The organism is Campylobacter volucris (genome assembly GCF_008011665.1).
In the GTDB taxonomy this organism is placed as follows: domain Bacteria; phylum Campylobacterota; class Campylobacteria; order Campylobacterales; family Campylobacteraceae; genus Campylobacter_D; species Campylobacter_D volucris_A.
The window spans coordinates 47,139-60,500 of record NZ_VOWJ01000028.1 but is presented as its reverse complement, the minus strand read 5'-3'; the positions used below and the strand labels follow the sequence as shown (position 1 = coordinate 60,500).

Here is a 13,362-nt window from a genome sequence, read left to right as displayed (position 1 = left end):
TTTCAGCCTTTAATTTTTTTATTTTTTATAAATAAAGGTTTTGCACCTTCTTTGATCACTTCTTTGGTTATCACTATACTGTAACCACTATATTCTGGTAATTCAAACATTAAATCAACCATCAATTCTTCAATAATACTTCGCAATCCTCTTGCACCTGTTTTTCTTTCAAGTGATAACTTTGCAATTTCCCTTAAAGCATCATCTTCAAATTTTAACTCAACATCATCAATTGCAAAAAGTTTTTGATACTGTTTAACAATAGCATTTTTTGGCTCTGTTAAAATACGAACCATACTTTCTTCATCAAGTTCTTCTAAAGAAGCTAAAACATGTAATCTTCCTATAAGCTCTGGGATTAATCCAAAATGTACTAAATCATCAGGCTCTAATCTTTGAAGCAAGGTTTCTTTTTCATCTTTTTTTTCATCACTAAAAAAACCCATGACATTATCACCTAGTTTTCTTTTAATAATATCACTTATCCCATCAAAAGCACCACCACAAACAAATAAAATATTAGTAGTGTCTATTTGTATAAAGTCTTGATTAGGATGTTTTCTACCGCCCTTTGGAGGTATATTGACCAAAGATCCTTCTATTATTTTAAGCAAAGCTTGTTGAACACCTTCTCCGCTTACATCTCGAGTGATAGATCTATTTTCACCCATTCTAGCAATTTTATCTATCTCATCGATAAAAATGATACCCTTTTGTGCTCTTTGGACATCTCCATCAGCAGCTTGCAAAAGACGAGTTAAGATATTTTCCACATCTTCACCTACATAACCAGCTTCAGTTAAAGAAGTAGCATCGCATATTGCTATAGGCACATCTAAAAATCTTGCCAAAGTTTGAGCTAGCAAAGTCTTGCCGCTTCCTGTGGGACCAACCAATAAAATATTTGATTTTGCCAATTCTGTGTCATCTTCTTCTAAATTAGATTTAAATAATCTTTTATAATGATTATAAACCCCTACGCTAAAAATTTTTTTAGCCCTATCTTGACCGATGACATATTTATCTAAATAAGCTTTTAATTCTTTTGGAGTAATGTCTTTAAAATTTTCATTATTAACTTCTTGATTTTTTAAATCTTTTTCTTCTCCAAAGAAAATATTACAAGCACTCTCTGCACAATATTCGCATATAAAAGCGTTGTTGTAATCATTAACCAAAATTCTTCTATCACTTGTTTCAATTTCATTGCAAAAACTACATCTTTTAACCATGATTTTTTTCCTTATAGATAGGAATTCCTCTTTTTGTTTCTAAGATAAAATTACACATTTTTTTAACATTATCACTTTGGGTTTGTTCTAATAATTTCAAAGCATTCTCTTTTAAAGAACCTTGTCTAAATAAAAACTTAAAAGCCCTATTTAAAGTATCTACTTCATCTTTATCAAAGCGTCTTCTAATACCTACTAAATTTAAACTTCTAATACTAGCGCGATTGCCTTCAGCTAAGCAAAAAGGGACTACATCTTGAGAAAGTGCACTTGCCCCTGCTATCATACATCCTTCACCAACTTTTACAAACTGATGTATAGGAGTAAGCCCTCCAACAACTGTATAATCTCCAAGCTCAACATGACCTGCCAAAGTAGCATTGTTTGCTAAAATGATATTGTTTCCAAGCAGACAATCATGTGCTATATGAGAATAAGCCATTATAAAAGCATTATCGCCTATTCTAGTGTATCCATCACCTTTAGCTGTACCTGAATTTATAGTAACAAATTCTCTAATTACAGCATTCTTACCTATAATGACACCCGAATTTATCTCATCTTTATATGAAATATCTTGAGGAATATCCCCGACTATAGCATAAGAAAATACCTTCGAATTTTCACCGATTATTACATTTGGTAAAATTCTAGCACCTTGTTTAATAATACTATTAGAGCCTATAACTGCATTTGCTCCTATATAAGCATAAGCTTCTACAACAACACCATCTTGGATAATAGCTCCATCTTCAACTACAGCACTTGGATGAATATGACTCATTATTTATCTACTATCATAGCTTTAAGTTCAGCCTCTGCAACAAGTTGATTTTCCACAAAAGCTTTTCCTTCAAAAATCCACATATTGCCACGATTTTTAACCACTCTCATTTCATAATCAAGTCTATCACCAGGCTTAACAGGATTTCTAAATTTAGCCTTATCGATTCCTGTAAAATAAACTACCTTTGAACTAGGATCAACCTTATCTTCCATACTTTCAAAAGCTAAAACTCCACCAGTTTGTGCCATACCTTCTAAAATCAAAACACCAGGATATATAGGATGATCAGGAAAATGTCCTAAAAAAACATGATCACTAATACTGATATTTTTATATCCTTTTACCACTTCTTTTATTTTTAACTCAACAATCTTATCTACCAACAAAAAAGGATATCTATGTGGTAAAATTTTTTGAATTTGCATGACATCAATCATAAATTTAACCTTAAAACTTAATTCAAAATTTAGATTTTACAAAAAAAATATTAATATTTCACTAAATAATTACAACTTTACAATCTTTTCTTTACTATCAAAATAAATTTCACTTTTTGCTATAAATTCATAAGAAGTATTGATTAAATTTTCGACAATGACAATAGGAGAAAGATCATAAGCTCCAAAAAAATTTTGTCGAATTTTAATTTCTTGTTCGACTTTTAAAGGATTAGAAAGTAAATCTTGAAAATTTTTAAATTTATTTTTACAAATTTTATTAAAATACTCAAAACTCCATAAATTTATCTCATCTTTAAGACTTTTGTATTTTTGTAAATTTTCTTCATTAATGTTAAATTTAGTATAAGCATTCTTAAAATGAGAATAAAACAAAATATAAGCTTTTATAGGCTTTTTACCTTGCTTTATCAAGGTACTTAACAAACGATAATTTAAAAATTTTTCTCTTTGAATTTCAAATTTTATGCCTTTTTTTTCAAGCAATTTTACTTTTTTATAAAATTGTATTTTTGCTTCTATGCTAGCAGGTAAAATTTGCTTATTAACAGGAGACATCAACTCATCAATAAAACTTTTATCTTGTTTTTGCTTTTTAAGTCCATAAATACACCCACAATAATTTTGATGATAAAGCATTTCTTTTTTTGCTAGTGCAAATTGTCTTTGTGTGCCACCATTTTTGCGAAAATCAGGAGCTAAAAATTCTATCCCGTAAGGTTTGCATTCTTTTTCTAAGGCATTTTTTAATTGTTCTAAATCCTTTTTAGGAGAAGTTAAAAGCGTAGTCGTAAGCTTTTTTTCTCCAATTTTTGCAGCAAACTCAACACTTGATCCCATTCTTACATCAAAACAAATCTCACATCTTGCACCTTTTTCAGGCTCATCTTCATAACCACGCACAGCATTTAGCCATTTTTCATACTCGTATTTGCCTTTATAAAGTTTGATATTTAATTTATCACAAGATCTTTTTACATCTAAAAATCTAAGCTCATACTCGCTTAAAGGGTGAATATTTGGATCATAAAAATAGCCTATGATTTTTTCACCAGGATATATTTTTTTTAATTCTTCTATAAAATAATGACTATCTACACTGCAACAAATATGAACTAGCATTAAATACTTTCAAGCACTTGTAAAACATGATCTTTTACACGAACATTGCTATAAATTTGCATTATTTTTCCAGCTTCATTAATAACAAAAGTCGATCGTATAATACCTTCGTATTCTTTACCATAATTTTTTTTAAGCCCCCAAGCACCATACATTTTCGCTACTTCTTTTTCACTATCACTTAATAAAATATGCTTTAAATCAAACTTGGTAATAAATTTTTCATGACTAACAGCACTATCAGGACTTACACCAATGATCACAGCATTTTTATCACTAAAATGTTCATAATTTGCACTAAAATCACAAGCCTCTGTCGTACAACCTGGAGTGTTATCTTTAGGATAAAAATATAAAATTACTTTTTTACCAATAAAATCTTTAAGAGCAATTTTTACTCCATCTTGATTTAAAAGCTCAAAATCTGGAGCTTTATCACCTATTTTTAAACCACTCATTTATTTGCCTTTGCTTTGATAGCTTCAACACTTTGTCCGCCAAATCCTATATCATAATTTTCTATATCCTCTATCATAACTACAACTCGTTCTTTGTTTTTATTATACTTAGTACTTAAAAGTTCTGTTATATCAGCTATAAGCTGAGCTTTTTGCTCTTTATCTAAGGCTGGTTTTGCTAATTTTATATTTACTATAGGCATTTTTTCTCCTTTAAATTTTTATAATTATTTCAAATCAAATTTAATAATAATTATTTTCTAAATTTATTTTTTAAAAACACAAACATTTGTCAATAGTTAAAAAGCTAAAGTGCATTATTAATTTACTTTTGATAGAATTAAATTTTTTTTAAATAAAAATAATAAATTGCAAGGAAAAAAATGATCTTAGCAGATAAAATTTGGATGGATGGAAAAATCATTGATTTTAATGATGCAAAAATTCATGTCTTAACACATTCTTTGCACTATGGAAATGCTGTTTTTGAAGGCACTAGAGCTTATAAAACTCAAAATGGTTTAGCCATTTTTAGACTTAAAGAGCACACTAAAAGACTTTTAGAATCGGCCAAAATCACTCTCATCAATCCCCCTTTTTCTCAAGAAGAGCTTGAAAATGCACAAATTGAACTTCTAAGAGCAAATAATTTTCAAAATAACACCTATATTCGTCCATTAATTTTTTTAGGTGATAAAACTATGGGAGTATATCACGCCAAAGCACCTGTTAGAGTAGCTATTGCAGCATGGGAATGGGGGGCGTATTTGGGCGAAGAAGCTTTAGAAAAAGGTATAAAAGTTAAAATTTCATCTTTTATGAGAAATAGTGTAAAATCAAGTCTTGCAAAAGCAAAAGCTAGCGCAAATTATCTTAATTCGCAAATGGCCAAATTTGAAGCAATTGAAGCAGGGTATGAAGAGGCTTTGATGCTTGATGAGGAAGGTTTTATAGCAGAAGGAACAGGTGAATGTTTTTTTATGATTAAAGATAATAAGCTTATTACACCACCAAATGATTTTTCTTTAAAAAGTATCACCCAAGATATGGTTTTAAAACTTGCTCATGATTTGGGTTTGAGTATAGTGCGTCAAAGAATTTCAAGAGATGAAGTCTATGTGGCCGATGAAGCCTTTTTCACAGGCACTGCAGCAGAAATCACTCCGATTAATAATATAGATGCAAGGATTATAGGCAATGGAAAAAGAGGTGAGCTTACACAAAAGCTTCAAAATGCGTATTTTGATGTAGTGTATGGTCGCAATGAAAAATACGCTTCAATGTTAACTTATATTTAAAGGAAATCAATGCCAGCTGATTTAAATGATTATTTTAATAAGAAAAACAATCAAAACAATAACAATAGACAAAATCTAAATTTTAAAGCACCTGATTTTAATTTTAAAGGATTTGGGAAATTTTCACCTTTAATTTATAGCGCGATTGCAATTATTTTAGTTTTTGCACTTTTTAAACCATTTGCTATTGTAAATTCAGGTGAAATGGGCATAAAATCAACAACAGGTAAGTATAGCCCTACTCCATTAGAACCTGGTCTTCATTTTTTCATACCAGTGCTTCAAAAAATAACCGTTATAGATACTAGAGTTAGACAAATTAACTATGCTTCGATTGAAGGTATAAATGAAAATTTACAAATAGGCTCTGGAGTGATCAATAAAAATAGTATTTCAGTACTTGATTCAAGAGGTTTACCTGTATCTATTGATGTGACAGTTCAGTATAAACTAAATCCTTTAAAAGTTCCTCAAACTATAGCTACTTGGGGTTTAAACTGGGAAAATAAAATCATAGATCCTGTAGTAAGAGATATAGTTAGAAATGTAGTAGGACAATACACTGCAGAAGAACTTCCAACTAATCGCAATACTATAGCAGTGCAAATCGATCAAGGTATTAGAAAAACTATAGAAAACCAACCAAATGAACCTGCAGAGCTTCAAGCAGTTCAGCTTAGAGAAATTATATTACCATCAAAAGTGAAAGAACAAATTGAAAGAGTTCAAATTGCCAAACAAGAAGCAGAAAGAACCAAATACGAAGTTGAGCGTGCAAATCAAGAAGCCTTGAAAAAAGCTGCTTTAGCTGAAGGGGAAGCAAATGCAACTATAATTAGTGCAAAAGGTCGTGCTAATGCTGTTAAAATAGAAGCTGATGCACAAGCTTATTCTAATAGAGAAATTGCAAAAAGCTTAAACAATCCTTTATTAACCTTAAAACAAATTGAAACTCAAAAACAATTTAATGAAGCCTTAAAAGTAAATAATGATGCTAAAATTTTCTTAACACCTGGTGGAGCAGTTCCAAACATATGGGTTGATAGTAAAGATGTAAAAAAAACAACGTCTATGAATAATTAAATTTAAAGAACAACAATGAATACACAACAAATTAAAGAACAAATGATCTTTTTAACATCTCATCTGCAATTAGTAGATTTTTTACTAATTGTAGTAGTTGTGTTTTTCTTTGTTGCTACTTTACTAATGGCTTTAATTATACGCAATAAAAATGGCTTTGCTTTTACAATTATCATTTTAGGAATTTTATGTTCAGCAAGCATGGCTTACTTGGGTTATTATGTTATTGATAACCAAATTCGTTCAAGAACTATAAGCATTGACAATTTTAAACACTTTACATATGATAACTCTTTAAGTATCCAATATAGCATAACAAACACTTCGAACAATAATTTTAAAAATTGCAAGATCGATATAAATATAGTTAAAAAGCAAGAAATGGCAAATTTTTTACAAAAAATAGCAAATGAACTTAAACCTTTACGCAAAAAAACAATCATGCTTGATAAAACAATAAAACCTAAACAAACTATACATCTTAGAACGAAATTTTCCGATTTCAAAGAAAATCAAAAAATTGACATAAAAATTAGTTCAAAGTGCTTTTAATGGGATACTTTAATATTTTTCATATTTTAATTATTTTTGTGATGATTATCTCAACTGCGTTGATTTGGGTGTTGCTTTATATAAAAATTCAAAATAAAAAAAATATGATAATTTTATGTATGATTAGTTTTATTTTGGCCGTGGTTTTTACTATTTCATTATTATTAACTATAGATCAATACACAAAAAAAGCTAGTTTAAGCAATTTTTCAACTTATAGAAGATTAGCCAATGAAAGTCTTATCATAAAAGGAAGAGTAACTAACGATACAAATTTTAAAATTTCAGAATGTTTTTTAGAACTTAGAATCATCGATGATAAAAAACAAAAAGTTAGCGGAGAAATTTTTAATCAAAATAATTTTGATAGCATCAAAAAATCCAACCAAAAGCTAAAAGATGCTTCATATCATATAAAAGTTGCTACAAATCTTGCAGGCCATACCTATAAAGAATTTTCTTTTGAAGTAGCACTACCTCCACAATTTCAAGACTACAAAGTCTTTAAACAACTAAAGTGTCGTTAAAACTATTTTATAAAATAATCTCCATTAAAACTAACCAAAGAGTATTCCCTTTCTTTGCCCATACTTGCAATCAATTCACAAGTATCAAGAAAAATCAAACTATCTGCATCTATAAATTCTCTTACTTCTTCTATGCTTTTATCTGCCAAAATCAACTCTTTGAATGTAGGCGTATCTATGCCGTAAACATCAGGAAATTTAATCTGTGCACATGCTATGGCTAAATGGATTTTTCGTACACCTGCCTGTCTTAAAAGAGAAATAATTTTTTTAGAAGTTGTTCCTCTTACTATACTATCATCTATAACTACTATATCTTTACCTTTTAAAATTTCTTTCATAGGATTAAGTTTTAATTTGACTTTAAAATTTCTTAATTCTTGACTTGGCTCTATAAAAGTTCTTCCTACATAATGATTTCTTACTATAGCCATTTCAAGAGGAAGATTAAGATAACTTGCAAATCCTATTGCAGCACTCACACCGCTATCTGGTACAGGCACTACAAAATCAACCTTTTCTTTAAATTTTTTAGCTAAATTTTCACCCATTTTTTTTCGCACTTCATAAACACTTTTGCCCTCTATAACACTATCAGGCCTTGAAAGATAAATATACTCGAAAGCACAAATTCTAGGATTAGTCTCTTCAAACACTTGTATGCTTTCAAATTCATCTTTTCCTTCTGTAAAAATAAGCATTTCCCCTGCTTTAACATCGCGGATAAATTCAGCCTCTATCAAATCAAACGCACAAGTTTCACTTGCTATAACAAAACCACCATCTTTTAATCTTGCTAAAGATAAAGGTCTTACCCCATAAGGATCTCTTGCTGCAAAAAGCTGATTTTTACTTGCAAGTATAAAAGAATAAGCCCCTTTGGATAGTTTTAAAGCCTCGATAAATTTATCTTTTAATTTTTTTTGCTTACTGCGTGCTATTAAATGTATTACATTTTCTGTGTCCATATTAGAATGGAAAATAGCTCCATTTTCAATGAGTTCTTTTCTTATTTCTTCTTTGTTGATTAAGTTTCCATTATGAACTAAAGCAATATCACCAAATGAGCAAGTAGCACTTACTGGTTGTGCATCATGCAAAGACAAACTACCTGCTGTAGAATAACGATTATGTCCTATGGCTAAATTTCCTTGTAATTGTGATAAAATTTGAGTGTTAAAAACCTCATCCACCTTGCCTTTTGCTTTATGAGTTTTGATATTTTCACCATTACTTACACTAATACCACTTGCTTCTTGCCCACGATGTTGCATAGCAAATAAAGCATAATAAGCTATCGTGCTAGCATTTTTTGAATTTATCACTCCTACAACAGCACACATTTAAAGCCCTAAACAATCATCAATATCATATAAGCCATTTTCTTGTTTTGCAAGCCATTTGGCGCATCTAATAGCCCCCATTGCAAAAGTAACTCTTGAGGTTGCATTATGGCTTAATTCTACAAATTCACCCTCATTGTAAAATCCAACTCTATGAGAACCTACTATATCTCCTCCTCTTAAGCTCATCACTGCTATTTCATCTTTACTTCTAGCACCTATTAATCCGTCTCTTCCACTAATTCTAACACTCTCTAAGTCTAAATTTCTAGCTTTTGCTACATATTCAGCCAAAGTCATAGCGGTTCCACTTGGCGCATCTTTTTTCTTATTATGATGCATTTCTAAAATTTCTATATCAAAATCACGCAAAATTTCACTAGCCAAAAAAGATAATTTTTTTAAAACAGCAACCCCTAAGGACATATTTGTAGCATATAAAATAGGCATGGTAATACTTGCACTTTTTAAAAGCTCATTTTGCTTTGCGTCAAGTCCTGTAGTGCCTATAACTAAAGGCTTAGGATTGCTTCTTGCATATAAAAGTAAATTTTCACAACCTTTAGGAGTTGAAAAATCTACAACCACATCACATTGATTAAAAAATTCTTCATAAGCTGAACCTTGATCGAAAAATGCACTTGCCTTAGCATCTTCTTGCTCTTGCAAACAAAGCTCAATTTGCTTACCCATACGACCATTACTTCCATGAATTCCTATACAAATCATAAATTTATCCTTTATATTAATGGTAAGAAATTGTAACACTAAGTAATTAATACAATATTACATCTTAATCATGAAAGTTTCCAAAAATTTTAAACTTAAAATACAGTTTCACAAAGGATTTTTTATGAAAAAAACATATAAATCTTGAAATTATGTTCAACCATCAAAGAAAATATCTTACTGCATATGATATTTATACAAATAAGCAAGTTTGAAAATAAGTATTTTAGAAATTCAAAAAAGATCAATGGTTTATAATGTAACACAATTTAATAGCAAAATAAGAAATTATAGAAAATGAATTGAGTAGAATATGGCGAGAATAATAAAGAAAATAAATCAACAGAAGTTTTTACGACTTACAAATAATAAAATAATACCAACCAAATCTATCAAATCCAAGAACAAAATATACATATATGGATAAATTAAAAAAATAAATTTACTTGGAAATTTTTTACACTTGCAAAAAAATCCTAATAAGCAAAAAATCTCAATAAAGGCTAAAATAACATCACAAATAAAAATAAATTTAATTCTCTTAGGAGAAATTAAAAGGTTTTTAACAGATTCTATAGCTTATAAAATAACAGAAAGTGTATTTAGTTAAAATTAGAAAAATGTGTTTTGAGATCCAACTTCCTAGAGAAAAACTAAAAGATAATACTTTTCCTTATAATAAAACACCCAGATTAGACATAGTGACAATAAACAAAATAAATAGTTAGGATTGAAAGTTAATTAAATTTACACTAGTTTTCTAGTGTAAATTTTCAATATAAGCCAAAGCGCTAAGAGCTGCTATAGCGCCATCTCCAGCAGCACATATAACTTGCTTTGGTGCATCTTTTCTTAAATCACCTGCAGCAAATAATCCTGCAATGTTTGTTTGCATTTTAAGATCAACACTTACTTGTCCGCCTTCTTCCATGCTGCATAAAAATTTGCCATCGTCTTGTTTTAAAATTTCATTTCTTACATTTAATCCTACAAAAGTAAAAATTCCAGGCACATCAAGTTCTCTTTTTTGGCCATCATTAAAAGCAACTTTTACTTTATTAACCCCCATTTTATCACCACAAACCTCATCTACTACTGCATTAGTAATGAGTTCTATTTTTTCATGTTTTTTTACTTTTTCTACGGTTAATGGAGCTGCTCTAAATTCGTCTCTTCTATGGATTAAATAAACTTTTGAACAAATATTTGCAAGATATAAAGCCTCTTCTAAAGCAGTATCCCCACCACCTAAAACCGCAACTTCTTTATTTTTATAAAAAAAGCCATCGCAAGTTGCACAAGTGCTAACACCTTTACCAAAAAATTCATCTTCTCCTTTAAATCCTGCGCGACGCGGAGTTGAACCTGTGCAAACTATCACAGCCTTAGTTGTTTCATTTTTACCGCCCTCGAGCTTAATGGTAAAACTACCATCTTCATTTTTACAAATTTGTTCTACCCCTACCATTTCGTGCTTTAAGCCAAAACGCATACATTGTTCACTCCAAGGAGCCATAAAAGAAATTCCGTCCATTACTTGAGCAACACCAGGATAATTTTCTATTTCAGAACTTGAAGTAATTTGACCACCTGGCATACCTTTTTCAAACATCACAACATTTTTTAAACCACCTCTTGTAGCATACAATCCCGCACTCAAACCTGCTGGACCACCGCCAATAATTGCTAAATCTAACATATTTTAATCCTTAAAAAATATTTTAAGTCCATTATACAAATTTTTCTTTAATTATAAATAATAAAAATTATTAAATAGTAAAAAATAGAAGAAAAAGTCGCAAAAAGCGACTTGTAAGATTATAAAAGTGAATTTAATTTATCAGCTAAAGCTTGTTTTGATTGAGCACCGACTAATTGATCTACTACTTCACCATTTTTAAAGAAAATGATAGTTGGGATAGATCTTACTCCAAATTCAGCTGCCAAATCACCTTGTTCATCTGTATTTACTTTACAAATTTTAGCCTTGCCATCAAAATCTTGTGCTAATTCATCAATAACTGGAGCAAGCATTCTACAAGGCCCACACCATGGTGCCCAAAAATCCACTAAAGCTACCCCTTCTTTTGCTTGAGCAAAATTTTCTGATGTTAATTCAATATATTTTCCCATTTTTTCTCCTTGATTTTTTTAAATTTTATTAAAATAGAATAAATACTATCTTAATAGCTTATATTCTCAATAAGCTTTATATCATCTTTATAGACACAAAGTAAATCTAATTGATAATTTTTATCGCAACTATGTTTCATAAAGTAATACTCTATGGTTTTAAGTATTTTAGTATATTTTTTATTATCCAATCTATAGCTTACTTCATAGTCACTCCAAGTTGCTTTTACCTCTATAAAATGCAAAATATTATTTTTTAAAGCTATAATGTCAATTTCTCCAAATTTAGAATGAAAATTTCGCTCTAAGATTTCAAAGCCCATTTGTTTTAAATATTCACAAGCTTTATCTTCACCTCTTATACCAAAAAGATAAGCTTTTAAGCCCATTAATCTTCTATTCTCATCATAAAAATTTCATTTTGTATAAAATTTTGTTTTTTTAATTCTTCAATTAAAATTTGGATATTTTTTTCATAAGTTTCATGAGTGATAAAAAATAAAACACTATAATCGTTTTCTTTTTTAGGTTTTTGTAAAAAAGTATCAATAGAAATTTGAAATTGACTCATTAAATTGGTAATGATGGATAAAACTCCGATTTTATCTAATACTTTTAATCTTAAATAATATTTTGTATAAATTTCATCTTTAGCTAATAAACCATAAGAAGTATCATTTAAATACCCAAACATAGCCGTGTTTTTTTCTTTCCTTGCTATGTCAATTAAATCAGCTACAACAGCACTCGCGGTTGCTTTACCACCAGCTCCAGCTCCATAATACAAGCTCTCACCTAAAATATCTCCATCAACACTAATAGCGTTCATCACGCCATCAACCTTAGCAAGCATTTTATCTTTACTAATCATCACAGGATGAACCCTTAGCTCAACTTTTTCATTTTTACTTCTAGCAATACCTAAATGCTTAATAACATAATCAAAATCTTTAGCAAAACAAATATCTTCTTGTTTTATTTTGCTAATACCTTCAATCAAAATTTCTTCAGGTTTTGCTCTTATACCATATGCAATATTTGCCAATATAAGTAATTTATGCGCTGCATCAAAACCTTCTATATCAAAAGTAGGATCAGCTTCAGCATAACCTAAATCTTGAGCTTTTTGCAGAACATCTTTAAAATTTACTCCATCTTCTGCCATTTTACTTAAAATATAATTGTTAGTTCCGTTTAAAATTCCTTTAATGCAAAGTATATTATTTGCACTCAAACCTTCTTTTAAAATCTTTATAATAGGAATTCCACCCGCCACACTTGCTTCATAGCCAAAAGCTGAATTTTTAGCCAATTTTTCAAGCTCATATCTATGGTAAGCAAGCAAAGCTTTATTAGCTGTAACAACTGCTTTTTTTCTTTGCAAAATTTTAGAAATAATTTCAAAAGGAAATTCTATCCCTCCCATTAATTCTACAAACACATCTATATCATCATGATTTAAAACAAACTCTATATCATTTACTACAGGGATTAAAGCATTTTCTTTTGGGGTTCTTGCTAAAGCTATTACAGGGATAATTTCTTCATCACATCTTGCTTTGATCAATTCTTGATTATCAATTAAAGTCTTTACAACTGCACTTGCAACCGTTCCATAACCTAAAATTGCAACTTTCATT

16 protein-coding genes are annotated in these 13,362 nt (G+C 29.7%); 4 read left to right on the top strand and 12 right to left on the bottom strand.

From position 1 onward, the window contains the following. Nucleotides 1–2 precede the first annotated feature (2 nt). The 6 genes from clpX to FPD38_RS05330 all read right to left on the bottom strand — a co-directional run bounded on the left by clpX (nucleotide 3) and on the right by FPD38_RS05330 (nucleotide 4,260). Entirely contained in the window at nucleotides 3–1,232 is a 1,230-nt protein-coding gene (clpX, locus tag FPD38_RS05355) for an ATP-dependent Clp protease ATP-binding subunit ClpX (protein WP_147555710.1), read from the bottom strand. After that, complete coding sequence (gene lpxA, locus FPD38_RS05350; RefSeq protein WP_147555709.1) at nucleotides 1,225–2,016, bottom strand: acyl-ACP--UDP-N-acetylglucosamine O-acyltransferase; 792 nt, start codon at nucleotides 2,014–2,016, stop codon at nucleotides 1,225–1,227. The genes clpX and lpxA overlap by 8 nt, the downstream gene beginning before the upstream one ends. Then, nucleotides 2,016–2,456, bottom strand: coding sequence for a 3-hydroxyacyl-ACP dehydratase FabZ (gene fabZ / locus FPD38_RS05345; protein WP_147555708.1), 441 nt, complete (start codon nucleotides 2,454–2,456; stop codon nucleotides 2,016–2,018). Before fabZ ends, lpxA begins: the two co-directional genes overlap by 1 nt. Before the next feature lie 69 nt (nucleotides 2,457–2,525). Continuing rightward, nucleotides 2,526–3,599 (bottom strand): epoxyqueuosine reductase QueH, encoded by a 1,074-nt coding sequence (locus FPD38_RS05340; RefSeq protein WP_147555707.1) that lies wholly within the window; start codon nucleotides 3,597–3,599, stop codon nucleotides 2,526–2,528. Continuing rightward, on the bottom strand, nucleotides 3,599–4,057 hold the full coding sequence (bcp, locus tag FPD38_RS05335) for a thioredoxin-dependent thiol peroxidase (protein ID WP_147555706.1): 459 nt from the start codon (nucleotides 4,055–4,057) through the stop codon (nucleotides 3,599–3,601). The genes FPD38_RS05340 and bcp overlap by 1 nt, the downstream gene beginning before the upstream one ends. Next, nucleotides 4,054–4,260: a tautomerase family protein gene (locus FPD38_RS05330; RefSeq protein ID WP_147555705.1), complete on the bottom strand. Its 207-nt coding sequence runs from the start codon at nucleotides 4,258–4,260 to the stop codon at nucleotides 4,054–4,056. Before FPD38_RS05330 ends, bcp begins: the two co-directional genes overlap by 4 nt. A gap of 180 nt (nucleotides 4,261–4,440) precedes the next feature. Here FPD38_RS05330 and ilvE point away from each other — a divergent pair, with 180 nt between their 5' ends. Genes ilvE through FPD38_RS05310 form a run of 4 tightly spaced genes read left to right on the top strand, consistent with a single transcriptional unit; the run spans nucleotide 4,441 to nucleotide 7,517 of the window. After that, entirely contained in the window at nucleotides 4,441–5,355 is a 915-nt protein-coding gene (gene ilvE / locus FPD38_RS05325; protein WP_147555704.1) for a branched-chain-amino-acid transaminase, read from the top strand. 9 nt (nucleotides 5,356–5,364) lie between these two features. After that, nucleotides 5,365–6,438: a prohibitin family protein gene (locus tag FPD38_RS05320; protein ID WP_147555703.1), complete on the top strand. Its 1,074-nt coding sequence runs from the start codon at nucleotides 5,365–5,367 to the stop codon at nucleotides 6,436–6,438. A gap of 15 nt (nucleotides 6,439–6,453) precedes the next feature. Continuing rightward, nucleotides 6,454–6,990 (top strand): DUF2393 family protein, encoded by a 537-nt coding sequence (locus FPD38_RS05315; RefSeq protein WP_147555702.1) that lies wholly within the window; start codon nucleotides 6,454–6,456, stop codon nucleotides 6,988–6,990. Then, entirely contained in the window at nucleotides 6,990–7,517 is a 528-nt protein-coding gene (locus FPD38_RS05310; RefSeq protein WP_147555701.1) for a DUF2393 family protein, read from the top strand. Before FPD38_RS05315 ends, FPD38_RS05310 begins: the two co-directional genes overlap by 1 nt. A gap of 2 nt (nucleotides 7,518–7,519) precedes the next feature. Here the strand turns inward: FPD38_RS05310 and purF are convergent, their stop codons facing one another. The 6 genes from purF to FPD38_RS05280 all read right to left on the bottom strand — a co-directional run bounded on the left by purF (nucleotide 7,520) and on the right by FPD38_RS05280 (nucleotide 13,361). Beyond that, entirely contained in the window at nucleotides 7,520–8,860 is a 1,341-nt protein-coding gene (gene purF, locus FPD38_RS05305; RefSeq protein WP_147555700.1) for an amidophosphoribosyltransferase, read from the bottom strand. Further along, nucleotides 8,861–9,589: a 4-hydroxy-tetrahydrodipicolinate reductase gene (dapB, locus tag FPD38_RS05300; protein WP_147555699.1), complete on the bottom strand. Its 729-nt coding sequence runs from the start codon at nucleotides 9,587–9,589 to the stop codon at nucleotides 8,861–8,863. A 760-nt stretch (nucleotides 9,590–10,349) separates the two neighbouring features. Continuing rightward, nucleotides 10,350–11,288 carry a thioredoxin-disulfide reductase gene (trxB, locus tag FPD38_RS05295; RefSeq protein ID WP_147555698.1) on the bottom strand — a complete coding sequence of 313 codons (939 nt, stop codon included), beginning with the start codon at nucleotides 11,286–11,288 and terminating at the stop codon, nucleotides 10,350–10,352. 119 nt (nucleotides 11,289–11,407) lie between these two features. Further along, entirely contained in the window at nucleotides 11,408–11,722 is a 315-nt protein-coding gene (gene trxA, locus FPD38_RS05290) for a thioredoxin (protein WP_147555697.1), read from the bottom strand. A gap of 50 nt (nucleotides 11,723–11,772) precedes the next feature. Beyond that, nucleotides 11,773–12,111 carry a YraN family protein gene (locus FPD38_RS05285; protein ID WP_147555696.1) on the bottom strand — a complete coding sequence of 113 codons (339 nt, stop codon included), beginning with the start codon at nucleotides 12,109–12,111 and terminating at the stop codon, nucleotides 11,773–11,775. Beyond that, on the bottom strand, nucleotides 12,111–13,361 hold the full coding sequence (locus tag FPD38_RS05280; protein ID WP_147555695.1) for a homoserine dehydrogenase: 1,251 nt from the start codon (nucleotides 13,359–13,361) through the stop codon (nucleotides 12,111–12,113). The genes FPD38_RS05285 and FPD38_RS05280 overlap by 1 nt, the downstream gene beginning before the upstream one ends. Between the last annotated feature and the right edge of the window lies 1 nt (nucleotide 13,362).

Excerpts from the sequence above, each read along its gene's own strand:
- clpX (WP_147555710.1), bottom strand. The coding sequence starts at position 1,232 with ATGGTTAAAAGATGTAGTTTTTGCAATGAAATTGAAACAAGTGATAGA.
- lpxA (WP_147555709.1), bottom strand. The coding sequence starts at position 2,016 with ATGAGTCATATTCATCCAAGTGCTGTAGTTGAAGATGGAGCTATTATC.
- fabZ (WP_147555708.1), bottom strand. The coding sequence starts at position 2,456 with ATGATTGATGTCATGCAAATTCAAAAAATTTTACCACATAGATATCCT.
- FPD38_RS05340 (WP_147555707.1), bottom strand. The coding sequence starts at position 3,599 with ATGCTAGTTCATATTTGTTGCAGTGTAGATAGTCATTATTTTATAGAA.
- bcp (WP_147555706.1), bottom strand. The coding sequence starts at position 4,057 with ATGAGTGGTTTAAAAATAGGTGATAAAGCTCCAGATTTTGAGCTTTTA.
- FPD38_RS05330 (WP_147555705.1), bottom strand. The coding sequence starts at position 4,260 with ATGCCTATAGTAAATATAAAATTAGCAAAACCAGCCTTAGATAAAGAG.
- ilvE (WP_147555704.1), top strand. The coding sequence starts at position 4,441 with ATGATCTTAGCAGATAAAATTTGGATGGATGGAAAAATCATTGATTTT.
- FPD38_RS05320 (WP_147555703.1), top strand. The coding sequence starts at position 5,365 with ATGCCAGCTGATTTAAATGATTATTTTAATAAGAAAAACAATCAAAAC.
- FPD38_RS05315 (WP_147555702.1), top strand. The coding sequence starts at position 6,454 with ATGAATACACAACAAATTAAAGAACAAATGATCTTTTTAACATCTCAT.
- FPD38_RS05310 (WP_147555701.1), top strand. The coding sequence starts at position 6,990 with ATGGGATACTTTAATATTTTTCATATTTTAATTATTTTTGTGATGATT.
- purF (WP_147555700.1), bottom strand. The coding sequence starts at position 8,860 with ATGTGTGCTGTTGTAGGAGTGATAAATTCAAAAAATGCTAGCACGATA.
- dapB (WP_147555699.1), bottom strand. The coding sequence starts at position 9,589 with ATGATTTGTATAGGAATTCATGGAAGTAATGGTCGTATGGGTAAGCAA.
- trxB (WP_147555698.1), bottom strand. The coding sequence starts at position 11,288 with ATGTTAGATTTAGCAATTATTGGCGGTGGTCCAGCAGGTTTGAGTGCG.
- trxA (WP_147555697.1), bottom strand. The coding sequence starts at position 11,722 with ATGGGAAAATATATTGAATTAACATCAGAAAATTTTGCTCAAGCAAAA.
- FPD38_RS05285 (WP_147555696.1), bottom strand. The coding sequence starts at position 12,111 with ATGGGCTTAAAAGCTTATCTTTTTGGTATAAGAGGTGAAGATAAAGCT.
- FPD38_RS05280 (WP_147555695.1), bottom strand. The coding sequence starts at position 13,361 with ATGAAAGTTGCAATTTTAGGTTATGGAACGGTTGCAAGTGCAGTTGTA.